Origin of the sequence: Halobacillus sp. BBL2006 (genome assembly GCF_000786645.1) — a bacterium.
Taxonomy (GTDB): Bacteria; Bacillota; Bacilli; order Bacillales; family Halobacillaceae; genus Halobacillus.
This window is the reverse complement of the sequence record NZ_JRNX01000488.1, coordinates 1-11,937: the sequence shown is the minus strand read 5'-3', so window position 1 is coordinate 11,937 and position 11,937 is coordinate 1. Positions and strand designations below refer to the sequence as shown.

Here is an 11,937-nt window from a genome sequence, read left to right as displayed (position 1 = left end):
AAGATAAGGTCGGTCCCCACAGATCCGCGGCTTGAAATCTCCTTAAGGTAGACATCTGTCTGGTACGCCTCAGCTACCTTTTTATCAATTCTTTGATGGCTTTGATCTTTTCTCTTAATTTGAGATGTTTTTATAGAAAAACTGTAAGAAGAACCGTCTCTTAAATGGATATTTCTTATCTTTAAGGTGGCTTTTTCAGGCTTGTAGCGTAAAGGACGAATAAACCCGGTATAGACATCTTTTTGCTCAGGATCTTTCTGGAGGTACAGAGATAAAGGAATGTGCTCGTTTTTATCTGTAATCAGAGTGGCGTCTAAGGAATGGTTGAACTCAGATGACTCACTTTTAATCTTCATTTTTATATGGCTGTAATCAATGCCTAACTTCAGCGTCAACGGTGCAATCGTCAGCCCATTCTCGTTATAGGTGTGATCGAAGGTGTAGGTGCCTAAGGTGTTTTTTTCTGGATCGTATTGGTAGTGGATGGGTATGGAATCGGGTTGATAGGTCTGACCCCCGAGTTGAAACTTAAAGATGGTGTTCAAGTTCTGATTAAAAGCGGGGATGCTTTCTGTGTTCCTCCAACTGTTCGCCGTTTCTGGCTTTTGTGAAATAGGAGGGACCTGAATGACTGTGTAGAGTCGGTTCTCGAAAATCACTCCTTGTTCAAAACGAATGGGCTGACCGAATGAACGAAGGGTCTGTTTTTGTATGTCATTTTTTTTCTCGATGGATACGGATTCTAAATAGGGAGCGTCTCCTGAAGCGTCTTCTCCTACTATGGCTGAGAGATCAATGCTGTAAAAAATGTGAATGGTATGGCCGCTGTGCCACACTTCATTGACTTGTATTCGTCCATCTCTCCCTGGAATTTCAACCGATTGTTTAGGAGCGGTTGTCACCCCGTATTCTCTGGCTAAGTGCAGCCCTGGGATATACTGTTCAAAGAACCCTTCTACTTGTTCGTATGTATCCACTTCATTCCATAGGATCGGTAATTTATCTTTTTCTACCGGCTTCGCTTTCCGTTGAGGCTTGGAGTCTTCTGTATAAGTCATTTTTTCACCGTTATCTTCTGTCATCACATACGTCCCTGCTGCAAAAGCAATTAGCACAGCAATGAGACCGATCCATTTGGCTTTCCTCCTCATGGACAGCTTTCCTTTCTCAAATTGTCCATACTACATGTATAGAAAGGACATGTATTGTTAATATTTTCATCTGACTTTATACTTATCATAACAGACTATTCTGATCATTTTGAGGCTGATAAATAAAAAAGCTTGTGCTCCAAAAATGGAGACAAGCTTTTATTCAGTCTCTTTATCCGAGTAATGGTGAAGCAATGCATCACTTTCCGACTCCTCTTCCAATTGTTTGGCTTTACGATCTGGTGCGAAGGCTTTGTTGAAACGCATCGCCTGACTGAAAATTTCGGCCGCTTCGTTCGTCTGCTCTACTTTTCCTCTTCTTGTTTTTGGTTCTTTCATTTTAATCACTCCTTCTATATTCTATTCCTGAATGTCAGGAAACCGAAACGTAGATCACCGATCAAATCGAGCCAACGGGCATCCTGGTGAGTATGGCTTTAGAATATCCACGAAAAGAAATAGATATGCACATGAAGATAATTTGAAAAAATAGAGGAGGAAAACGTATGGGGGAACGATTGAATATATTTAATAAACAAGAACAATTGCTAGGGGTTAAAGATCGAAAAGATATCCACCGGGACGGGGATTGGCATGAAACATTCCACTGTTGGTTTTATGAGGTGAAGTCAAACGGTATCGATCTCTACTTTCAAAAACGTGCGGACGATAAGAAAGACTTTCCAGGGTTGTATGACATAACAGCAGCCGGTCACGTCGGAGCTGAAGAGAACTTATGGTCTGGAGGGCTAAGAGAAATCGAAGAGGAGATCGGTGTCAAGCTTGATGCGACCCATTTAATTTCTGCTGGCACATTTAAAGAAAGCCTTACAATAGGGGAATTGAATGATAATGAGATATGCAGAATTTTTCTATTCTCCTGTGAAGAAGAGCAAACGTTTCAAATAGGGGAGGAAGTGACGGATGTCGTAAAAGTGGATTTGCTACAATTGAATCAATTGTTGGAGGGAGCGAATGAAGAGATCGTCTCTTCTTCATTGTTGACAGGGGAGTGCAGACATTTATCAATCCAAAACCTTGTTCCTCATGAACGAGCTTATTATAGCTACATCATTCGATCAGTTGCAGGAAATGTCGAAAAACTTTGACAAAATACAATTAATCTCTATATAATCATTCATTAATGAGAGGAAGGGGAGAAAAAATCCGATGACTCGTACATCTTTTAATACGAAAGTTGTTCATCATAAAATGTCGCAGGCACAAATTCAAAACAGTAAGAGTACGCCGATTTACCAGACATCGGCTTTTACATTCAAAGATTTAGATCATATGGAAAGCTATTACAAGGGGGAAAGCCCCTATTTATATAGCAGGGAAAAGAACCCAAATACAGATGAATTGGGAATGACAGTGGCTAACCTTGAAGAGGCAGAGGCAGGGGTGGCTACTTCATCAGGAATGTCTGCCATTCTTGCAGGGATTCTCTCAGTTGCTAAAGCTGGTGACCACATTGTCGCAGCGGAAGACTTATACGGCGGGACTCATAAACTGATCACGAAAGAACTGCAAACCTTTGGAATCGAAGTCAGTATGGTATCGTTCACTGACACCGACAAAATCAGAGGCTATATTAAAGACAATACGAAACTTTTATATACGGAATCGATTTCTAACCCATTCTTACGTGTAGAGAACCTTCAGCAGCTCGTGGAACTCGCGAATGAATTTGGTGTGAAAACGATGGTAGACAACACTTTTGCAACCCCTTATCTTCTTCAGCCCTATACGTCCGGGGTCGACCTGGTGGTACATAGTGGAACGAAGTATATAGGTGGTCACAGCGATGTCACGTGCGGGGTATTAGTAGGAGGGGAGGAGCTGATCCAAAAAGCGACTGAAAAAGTGGTCACGCTTGGATCCAACTTAAGTCCTTTTGAAGCTTGGCTGACTCAGCGTGGGGCAAAAACGCTTGGCCTTCGAATGAAGCAGCAATCCGATAATGCTCATAAGCTGGCACAGACTCTTAGTGACAATCGTTTTGTCAAACAGGTCTACTATCCTGAATTTGTATCTGATAAAGGACACGGAGCCATCGTTACGATTGAGCTTGATCATCAAATTGATATTGAAACGTTCTTCCGTTCTTTAGGATGGATAAAAATAGCGCCGACACTAGCTGGTGTAGAAACGACCGTTTCATATCCCGTCCGAACTTCTCACCGAGCTTTATCCGAAGCAGAGCGAGAAAACATAGGAATCAACGATTTTGTCATTCGCTTATCTATTGGAATTGAAGATTCAGAGGACATTATTGCTCAGTTTGAACAATGCATTGCACATTCTATAAAATGATAGTTATGAACTAGGAATAGAGTTAAAGTAGGAAACTGCCTGAGGAGTATTTCAGGCAGTTTCTTTATTTGCTCGTTTGATGAAAAAAGAGTGAGTGAAAAGACCCTCAATCAATAGTCTTAGAATTGCAGGTTAGTCATAATTTTCCAAAAAATTCTATTCACCATTTATATAGAGTGTGTTATAATTCATAATTAGCAAGTTCTACCCTTTTCAAGAAAAACAACCTGAGCACAAGAGAACGGAAACAATTCAACATCTATGAGAGCAATACTTCGTAAAAGCCCTTTTTTAAAATTTTATAAGAGGATTCAGCTTTTTTTAAAGAAAATATGAGAAAACGCTTTCATAATAACTTATTAGGAGGTTTTACCATGCAGTTAACGACGAAGATCTTTATTGGTCTGATTCTTGGTGCAGTCGTCGGACTCACCCTGCACTTTACTGCTCCAGATTTATTCACCACACTCGATACGTATGTATTCAGTCCCCTTGGAACCGTCTTTCTAAACTTAATTAAAATGCTGGTTGTACCGATCGTATTCTTCTCTATTACTTTAGGAACAGCTTCTCTAGGAGATCCTAAGAAACTTGGAAGAATCGGTGGTAAGACAATCGCTTTCTTCTTAGCGACAACAACTATTGCGATTACCATTGCTATTTCATTAGCTTATATTTTCCAGCCAGGAAATATTAACATCGACACGGCAGGTGCAGAATATGAATCACAAAAAGCTCCTACGGTCGTTGAAACTTTCACGAATATCATTCCGACAAACCCAGTTCAGGCTATGACTGAAGGAAATATGCTGCAAATTATTGCATTCTCCATTTTTATTGGATTAGCTCTTGCTATTTTAGGTAAGAAAACAGAAGGCATTTACAAACTGATAGATCAAGGTAATGAAATTATGATGTACCTTGTTAATCTAATCATGCGTTTTGCTCCATATGGTGCGTTCGGGTTGCTTGCCTCAGCGATTGGAACAATGGGGCTTGAAGGGGCAAAGGCAATGTTCATGTATATGATCGTTGTTATTGGTGCGCTATTCTTGCACGCGATCATAACGTACGGAACTGCTGTTAAATTCCTCGGAAAGATGAGTCCGGTCGCTTTCTTTAAAGGATTTTTCCCAGCTATGACAGTAGCGTTCAGTACATCAAGCAGTAGTTCTACACTACCTATTTCAATGAAAACCGCTCAAGAAAATCTGAAAGTTCCAAAACCGATCAGCAGTTTCGTTCAACCTCTTGGTGCAACGATTAACATGGATGGAACAGCAATCATGCAAGGGGTTGCGACGATCTTCATTGCTCAGGTGTACGGAACTGAACTAGGATTTGGTGCCCTTGTCATGGTCGTATTGACGGCTGTGCTTGCTAGTATCGGAACAGCTGGTGTTCCGGGGGTAGGATTGATCATGCTTGCTATGGTATTAAATCAAGTTGCCCTTCCAGTAGAAGGAATTGCTTTGATCATAGGTATTGACCGTCTCTTGGATATGACACGTACAGCTCTTAATATCACGGGTGATGCAGCTTGTGCTGTCGTTGTCACTGAATCTGAGAAAAAACATGATATGCAGCAAGAAGCTAGAATGCAAGCTTAATAGAATGAAAAAGCTGATCTCTTTTGAGATCAGCTTTTTTTATGTGGACATTTTGACAGAACCATAAATGATAGAAAGTATTCACAATTTGAACAGAGTTTTGTACTATACTAGTACTATTATGAAAGCATAGAAAGGATATTTTATATGAAAGCATGGAAATACGCCTTTATTCTTCTATTACTGATGATCGCTGCCTGTGGTCAAAAAATAGAAACGAACATGTCAGAAGAAGTGCAATCTTTCAACTTTACAACCCAAGATGGGAATAAGCTCAGTAATGAAGACCTGGAAGGGCAATGGTGGGTGGCCAATACGATTTTCACAAGCTGCGAAACGGTTTGTCCTCCAATGACTAGAAACATGTCGATCCTTCAAGATAAAGCGGAAGAAGAAGGTTTGGATGTTCAGCTCGTTTCCTTCAGCATCGACCCAGAGACCGATACTCCTGAAAAGCTAAAAGAATATGGAAACAAGTTTGGTGCCGATTATAAGAATTGGACTTTCCTGACTGGATATGACTTCCAGACCATTAAAGAATTCTCTATCAAGTCGTTCAAAAGCTTAGTCGATGAGATCCCTGATTCCGATCAGTATATGCATGGGACAAGCTTCTTTTTAGTCAATCCGGAAGGGGAAGTCATCAAGAAATATAAAGGTACGAGTGATGAAGAGATGCAGAAGATTGTAAACGACTTGAAGAAAGTAATGTAAGTAAAGAGTGCAAACATATTTATACCCTTCCTTTATCGTAATATAACTCAAAATAATACAGTCATTTATAGATGAATCTGCAGTTTCCCTTTATAATCAGTTTTTAAAGGGAAATTTTTTTGTTAAAAAAGTAATCCAAAACACCATTAATTACGATAGCTAACTAGCATAGCCCCCAAGGGAATAAATAGCAGCGTATATGCTATGATGACTATATCCACCACCAAAGGAGTGTGCTATGAGCAATCGTGATCTTGAGCTCTATCGTCGGTTGATCGATGGGGATAAGCAGGCACTTGAATCTATGTATGATCAATATGAGAAGCTGCTTTACTCATTCGTCATTAAACTATCCGGAGATCAGACTTTAGCAGAAGAAGTATTACAAGAAGTTTTTATTAAAATTTGGACTCAAAAAGCGACCTATGATGAATCGAAAGGAAAGTTCTCTTCATGGATCGTGACCATCACAAGATATACAGCTATTGATCTTATACGTAAAAATAAAAAGCATAACGTTGCTCTAGAAGAAGAAACGGATGTCCCTGAGGAAGGGACCTATTCAACAGAAGATATCGTTGAATGGAAAGAACAAGGCAATCAAATTCGACAAGCTGTCAAGCACTTATCACTAGAACAAAAACAAATGGTGGATTTATTTTATTTTAAAGGGTTAAGTCAAAGGGAGATTGCGGATCAGACCAACGTACCTCTTGGGACTGTAAAAGGTCGAATACGACTCGCCTTAAAACATTTAAAGAAACAACTATCATCACAGAAAGGAGGGGTACATGATGCGTAATGAATGTGATAAATTAATCGATTACTTCAATGATCAATTAACGGAAACAGAAAAAGAAAAATTCGAAAAACATTTAGAGACATGCGCGGATTGTAGGGAAGAATTAGAAGAGTTGCGAATGCTGACAGCTGATCTGCCATTTGCATCTGAGCCCGTAGACCCTCCTGAGGATATGAAGGATCGTGTGTTAGGGTCTGTCTTTTCAGAGGAATCTCCAAAGAATACTGAGGAGATTGCGGATCAGCCTCCCAAGAATAATGAAAAGAACAGTGTCATAGATTTTGATAAGAAAAAGGCAGAAAGCACACAGGAAGAGAAACCCTGGCGTAAGAAACCGGTTTGGTTAATACGCGGCCTTGTAGCTGCGCTGGTATTATCCATTGCAGGTAACTTGTTCGCCTTGATTCACGATAATGAAGAAGCTGCTCCTGAGCCGGATCCCACAGAAACACCTGGAGAGGAAGATGGAACCGATCAAGTGATGAAAAGGGTTCAGCTTCAAGGTGAGGCGACAAATGCCACGGCATCGGCGGCCCTCGTACAGCAGCAAGCAGGTGATGTTCTTACTTTACAGGCAGAACAACTTGATCAACTGCAAGGGGATGAGGTTTATCAGGTGTGGTTGATCCAGGGTGAGACACCTTATCGTGCAGGAACGTTTGTTGCAAACGAAAATGGTGAAGGTGCTGTATCCTATTCAATGAAGGATTTGCCTGAAGATGTTAAATGGGATGCTGTAGCTATTTCGAAAGAACCTGATGCAACGAGTCAAACTCCTCAAGGGGAAGTCATTTTAAGTTCAGAATTATAGACGAGAAAAGCCTATTGCAGACAGCTTTTGACAGCTGTCTGCAATTTTTTTGAATTTTTTTAGAAAAAAGTGATCCAATCTCTCATCCACGACGATAGCTAAGTGAATAAACAAAAAACGAAGGAGAGATGATTGAATCATGAATTTCAAAAAAGCTCTGTTAGTCGTACCAATGAGTGCAAGTCTGTTACTCCCTACGTCTTTGGATATTGTGAACGCTGAAGAACATAACATTCCACAAACTCAAACGGAAGCAGTAGAATTACGATCTCAGCTAGACAACTTATTCAGTGAGCATGCCTACCTGGCTGTTGAAACAATGAGAAAAGGAGCAGAAGGTGCGTCGGATTTTGAACACGCTACAGCTGCTTTATCCTCCAACACGGAAGACCTCACCGCCGCTATTGAATCTGTTTATGGTAAAGAGGCCGGTGAGAAATTCAATGAGATGTGGTCTTCTCACATTGGTTACTTCGTCGATTACGTGAAAGCGACCGGAAATGAAGATGAAGAAGCAAAACAAATGGCACTAGATGAATTGAACCAGTACCGTCAGGACTTCTCTAAATTTATCTCAGAAGCTACTGGTAATCGATTGAAAGCAGATGCCCTTGCTGAAGGCTTGCAAATGCACGTCAATCAGTTGATCGGTGCTTTTGATGCTTATGTTGCGGGAAATTATGAAGAAGCGTATATGAAAGAGCGCGAAGCTATTGAACATATGTATGGAGTAAGTAAAGGAATGTCTAGTGCAATTGTTAATCAATTCCCTGACAAGTTCAATAATACGAAAGCCGTAACACCGGAAGCTGATCTTCGTTCTAACCTGAACCACCTTCTTAGTGAACACGTTGGACTAGCTACAATGGCAATGCAAAACGGTCTTGATGGATCTGAAGATTTTGAAGCATCTGCAAAAGCTCTTTCTAATAACACGGAAGACCTAACAAAAGCGATCACTTCTATCTTTGGTGAAGAAGCAGGTTCACAGTTCAATGATATCTGGACACAGCACATTGATGACTTTGTTTCTTATGTAAAAGCGACAGCAAATGATGATAAAGCGATGAAAGAAGAAGCAATGAAAGCATTGGAAGATTATCGTGAAACATTCGCTAAGTTCCTTGAACAAGGTACGAAAGGCGAGTTGAGCGCAGATAAACTAGCTCCTAGCTTACAACAGCACGCTGACTACTTGTTCGATACTTTTGATCAATATGCAGCGGAAAATTATGAGCAAGCCTATATGACATTAAGAGATTCTTATGCTCATATGTTCGGAGCTTCTAAAGCCCTGTCAACTGGAATTGTTACAGCTTATCCTGATATGTTTATGAGTGATATGCCTGAAGAAATGCCAGATACGGGTATGGGGGGAACAGCTTCCGATAGCAACATCTGGTTGTATGCTTCTATTCTTGCTGCTATTGCAGCGACAGGAATCTTCCTGCGTAGACACTCCAAACAACAGTAATCTGTGGTACTCAACGAGAAACTTTTGATAGATAGATGGCTTTCGTTGTTTATATAAAATTCACTTTAAGACCGTCTCTGTACAGAGACGGTCTTTTATATGGTTGATGGAAGAGGTGGAAACCCGTTTTTCTCTCCTTTACTATAGAATAAAGAGCGTTCTTGAAAAGGAGTCTGAAAATGACTGGAAAACAAAGAAAACTTCCACTATATATTCAAATTAAAAATAAAATGATTACGAACATTAAGGAAGGTACCTGGGCACCAGGAGCATCCATCCCTTCTGAGAGTAAGTTGATGGAACAATATAATGTGAGCCGGACGACCATCAGGCAGTCTATTCGTGATCTGGCTCAGAATGGTGTATTGGAGACGAGGAGAGGTGCGCCTACAAAAGTTCGACTAGTTCCTGAAAAAGATATGTCCAATCCAGGGGTCTTCCATCACGAGATAGGCTCTCAATTTACTGTGAAACTTTTAAGATCAGTTGAGAGCAAAGACTTTTACTTGGCTAAGGCTAAATTACATTTGGAAGATCACGAAGAAGTGTTCATGGCAGAAAGACTCAGGTTATCTGAAGGTCTCCCGATTGGTTATCAGCAGCTATTCTTCCCATTAGCTGTAGCAGATGTGATGAGAGGTGATCTCGATGATTCTTTTGATTTGTTTCCGAGGTTAGGTCAACAAAATATACATTATACGAATATAAAAGAAGGAATTTCGGCCGTAAGTGCCACTCAATATGAAGCGGATTTGCTAGGAATCATGACAGGTGAACCTCTTATCGATATTACCCGAACGACACTTGGGGGGGATTCAAAACCTATGGAGTACAGTCGTACAAAGTATATTCCGTCGGCTTTTGATTATCGAGTTGAAATTGGAAAATAAAAACACAACCTTACTTATTGTAATAAGTTATAACATGTTATAATATTTAATTAGTAATACTATTGCGATAGGGGGATAAGGATGAGTAAGTTATCTAGCATTCGTCATGATAAAACTCAAATCGACCTCGTGCGTATGCGTCAATATCGTCTGGGTCGAGTGAGGGAGCAATTAAAAGCAAAAGGATACGGTGGAATCGTTATTTTCGATCCGGTGAACTTGAGGTATGCAACCGGAAGCAGAAACATGCAAGTCTTTATGCTTCGAAACCCGGCTCGATACGTATTCATACCTACAGAGGGGCCAGTAACCTTATTTGATTTTCCAAATTGTGAGCATTTGTCCGAGGGGATCGAAACGATCGATGAGGTAAGGCCGGCGATTACCCTTTCCTATGTAGCTTCAGGAGAAAACCTTTACGACAATGCTAAGGAATGGGCGAAGGAAATCACGGATCTCATGAAACAGCATGCGGGAGAAAATAAAAAGCTTGCTATTGATTACGTTCCCTCAGTTGGAGCGATCGAGCTATCTAAACAGGGCATGGAAGTCGTTGACGGACAAGAACCAATAGAGCATGCTCGAAGCATCAAGAACAAGCAAGAAATCGAAGCGATGAAAATATCTGTCCGAACTGCTGAAGAGGGCATGATTCGTATGCAGCAGGCATTGGAACCGGGAATAACCGAAAATGAATTATGGTCCTATCTCCACCAGACGAATATCCAACAGGGCGGCGATTATGTTGAAACGAGACTGCTCAATTCAGGTAACCGTACGAACCCATGGTTCCAGGAATGCAGTGATAAAGTAATCAACGAGGGAGAACTTGTTGCTTTTGATACGGATATGAATGGACCTTTTGGTTATTTTACTGACATCAGCCGCACATTTTATTGTGGAGACGATGAACCGAGTGAAGAGCAGAAACGTTTATATCAAACCGCCTATGAACAAATTCAATACAACATCGACCTTCTGAAGCCAGGGATGACGTTCAGAGAGTATGCTGAAAAAAGCTGGAGAATTCCAGAAGAATTCTTCCCAAATCGATACTTTACAGTTGCTCACGGTACAGGACTGAGCGGTGAATATCCTTATATTGTCTATCCGCAGGATTTTGAAGAGAAAGGATACGATGGAGTCATTCAGGAAAACATGGTTCTTTCTGTTGAGAGCTACATCGGTTCTCCTGGAGGAAAAGAAGGAGTCAAATTGGAAGAGCAATTATTAGTCACAAAAGATGGCGTCGAAAACTTTTCTGATTTTCCTTTTGAACAAAAATTGATGAAATAAATGATAGTCAAAGACCGTCTTGCATACAGAGACGGTCTTTATTATTGGGGTTTTTCCCTTATGGAAAACCTCCAGCTAGGTCAGATTACGTGTACGTGGAGTCATTGATGGGTATAAATAAAGTAGATTATGTGGAAGAGGTGGTTCGGTGTTTTATTCAGTTACTTTTCAAAAGATTATCTATTTAACTGCCATCGGTGTCATTATTGGAGCAATCGTTGGCTTTACCTCAGTCCTAGGTTTCGATCTAGATGGATCTATTTTTGTATTATCTATGTTTCTGAGCATTCTGAGCGTTTACGCTACGGCTATGTATGCGGAGCTTTATCACATACGGGAAGCGATTAATCAGGAAAGAAGAAAAAATTAGAAGGTGAACCAGGCTGGTGCGGAGGCATCAGCCTTTAGTATTGGAGAAAACTTACCGTCAGGATAATGGTATAAAGAATAGCTATAATCAGCATAATCCAGTAACTTTGCTTCGTTAAAGATTTTATAATGACAACAAAGGTAGCAATGACGACACTGAGAATGAAAACCCAATAAAGTACTTCCATTAGTTAAAAATCCCTCCAATTCGAGTTCGAATTATTGAAGAGGTAATTGTAAAAGAAAGTGAAATCGTGTAGTCATTCTCTTAAGTAACCTCCTTCTGATCATCATAGAGTTCCTTTTTCGCCCTTTCAAGCATTTTATCTCTGCCTCGTTTAATTACTGAAAATTTTGGGAATGGTAAAAGGTAGCAGCTATAGCAAGAGGGTGGGAGGGATGGGATGCTCAGGTATGAATTAATACAGAGTAAATGGATATGACATTATTTGAGGCACTTTTCTTACTCATTACACTACTATGGGTAGCTGAATTCGTATTTTT

13 protein-coding genes are annotated in these 11,937 nt (G+C 40.4%); 10 read left to right on the top strand and 3 right to left on the bottom strand.

Annotated elements, in window-relative coordinates:
* Both LD39_RS14465 and LD39_RS14460 read right to left on the bottom strand, forming a co-directional pair.
* Positions 1–1,151, bottom strand: a 1,151-nt coding sequence (locus LD39_RS14465; RefSeq protein WP_035548524.1) for a hypothetical protein, incomplete at its 3' end; no start/stop codon positions are given.
* Between the two features lie 159 nt (positions 1,152–1,310).
* The gene (locus LD39_RS14460) at positions 1,311–1,490 is read right to left on the bottom strand and encodes a hypothetical protein (protein ID WP_035548522.1); all 180 of its coding nucleotides are present in this window, start codon (positions 1,488–1,490) and stop codon (positions 1,311–1,313) included.
* 167 nt (positions 1,491–1,657) lie between these two features.
* Here LD39_RS14460 and LD39_RS14455 point away from each other — a divergent pair, with 167 nt between their 5' ends.
* The 10 genes from LD39_RS14455 to LD39_RS14410 all read left to right on the top strand — a co-directional run bounded on the left by LD39_RS14455 (position 1,658) and on the right by LD39_RS14410 (position 11,434).
* Positions 1,658–2,260: an NUDIX domain-containing protein gene (locus LD39_RS14455; protein WP_035548519.1), complete on the top strand. Its 603-nt coding sequence runs from the start codon at positions 1,658–1,660 to the stop codon at positions 2,258–2,260.
* A 61-nt stretch (positions 2,261–2,321) separates the two neighbouring features.
* Positions 2,322–3,467: a PLP-dependent aspartate aminotransferase family protein gene (locus LD39_RS14450; RefSeq protein ID WP_035548515.1), complete on the top strand. Its 1,146-nt coding sequence runs from the start codon at positions 2,322–2,324 to the stop codon at positions 3,465–3,467.
* A 374-nt stretch (positions 3,468–3,841) separates the two neighbouring features.
* Positions 3,842–5,077 carry a dicarboxylate/amino acid:cation symporter gene (locus tag LD39_RS14445; RefSeq protein ID WP_035548512.1) on the top strand — a complete coding sequence of 412 codons (1,236 nt, stop codon included), beginning with the start codon at positions 3,842–3,844 and terminating at the stop codon, positions 5,075–5,077.
* 147 nt (positions 5,078–5,224) lie between these two features.
* On the top strand, positions 5,225–5,791 hold the full coding sequence (locus LD39_RS14440; RefSeq protein WP_035548507.1) for an SCO family protein: 567 nt from the start codon (positions 5,225–5,227) through the stop codon (positions 5,789–5,791).
* 238 nt (positions 5,792–6,029) lie between these two features.
* A complete protein-coding gene (locus LD39_RS14435) occupies positions 6,030–6,593 on the top strand; it encodes an RNA polymerase sigma factor (RefSeq protein ID WP_035548504.1) in 564 nt (187 codons plus the stop codon).
* Positions 6,586–7,404: an anti-sigma factor gene (locus LD39_RS14430; RefSeq protein WP_231572585.1), complete on the top strand. Its 819-nt coding sequence runs from the start codon at positions 6,586–6,588 to the stop codon at positions 7,402–7,404. Before LD39_RS14435 ends, LD39_RS14430 begins: the two co-directional genes overlap by 8 nt.
* 139 nt (positions 7,405–7,543) lie before the next feature.
* Positions 7,544–8,878, top strand: coding sequence for a hypothetical protein (locus LD39_RS14425; RefSeq protein ID WP_035548499.1), 1,335 nt, complete (start codon positions 7,544–7,546; stop codon positions 8,876–8,878).
* A 179-nt stretch (positions 8,879–9,057) separates the two neighbouring features.
* Positions 9,058–9,768 carry a GntR family transcriptional regulator gene (locus tag LD39_RS14420; protein ID WP_035548496.1) on the top strand — a complete coding sequence of 237 codons (711 nt, stop codon included), beginning with the start codon at positions 9,058–9,060 and terminating at the stop codon, positions 9,766–9,768.
* Positions 9,769–9,849: 81 nt separating this feature from the next.
* The gene (locus tag LD39_RS14415) at positions 9,850–11,064 is read left to right on the top strand and encodes a Xaa-Pro peptidase family protein (RefSeq protein WP_035548492.1); all 1,215 of its coding nucleotides are present in this window, start codon (positions 9,850–9,852) and stop codon (positions 11,062–11,064) included.
* A 148-nt stretch (positions 11,065–11,212) separates the two neighbouring features.
* Complete coding sequence (locus LD39_RS14410; RefSeq protein WP_035548490.1) at positions 11,213–11,434, top strand: hypothetical protein; 222 nt, start codon at positions 11,213–11,215, stop codon at positions 11,432–11,434.
* 34 nt (positions 11,435–11,468) lie between these two features.
* On the opposite strand, the gene LD39_RS22720 is transcribed toward LD39_RS14410, so the two are convergent.
* Entirely contained in the window at positions 11,469–11,621 is a 153-nt protein-coding gene (locus LD39_RS22720; RefSeq protein ID WP_156112654.1) for a hypothetical protein, read from the bottom strand.
* Between the last annotated feature and the right edge of the window lie 316 nt (positions 11,622–11,937).

Excerpts from the sequence above, each read along its gene's own strand:
- LD39_RS14415 (WP_035548492.1), top strand. The coding sequence starts at position 9,850 with ATGAGTAAGTTATCTAGCATTCGTCATGATAAAACTCAAATCGACCTC.
- LD39_RS14420 (WP_035548496.1), top strand. The coding sequence starts at position 9,058 with ATGACTGGAAAACAAAGAAAACTTCCACTATATATTCAAATTAAAAAT.
- LD39_RS14430 (WP_231572585.1), top strand. The coding sequence starts at position 6,586 with ATGCGTAATGAATGTGATAAATTAATCGATTACTTCAATGATCAATTA.
- LD39_RS14455 (WP_035548519.1), top strand. The coding sequence starts at position 1,658 with ATGGGGGAACGATTGAATATATTTAATAAACAAGAACAATTGCTAGGG.
- LD39_RS22720 (WP_156112654.1), bottom strand. The coding sequence starts at position 11,621 with ATGGAAGTACTTTATTGGGTTTTCATTCTCAGTGTCGTCATTGCTACC.
- LD39_RS14450 (WP_035548515.1), top strand. The coding sequence starts at position 2,322 with ATGACTCGTACATCTTTTAATACGAAAGTTGTTCATCATAAAATGTCG.
- LD39_RS14460 (WP_035548522.1), bottom strand. The coding sequence starts at position 1,490 with ATGAAAGAACCAAAAACAAGAAGAGGAAAAGTAGAGCAGACGAACGAA.
- LD39_RS14440 (WP_035548507.1), top strand. The coding sequence starts at position 5,225 with ATGAAAGCATGGAAATACGCCTTTATTCTTCTATTACTGATGATCGCT.
- LD39_RS14425 (WP_035548499.1), top strand. The coding sequence starts at position 7,544 with ATGAATTTCAAAAAAGCTCTGTTAGTCGTACCAATGAGTGCAAGTCTG.
- LD39_RS14435 (WP_035548504.1), top strand. The coding sequence starts at position 6,030 with ATGAGCAATCGTGATCTTGAGCTCTATCGTCGGTTGATCGATGGGGAT.
- LD39_RS14445 (WP_035548512.1), top strand. The coding sequence starts at position 3,842 with ATGCAGTTAACGACGAAGATCTTTATTGGTCTGATTCTTGGTGCAGTC.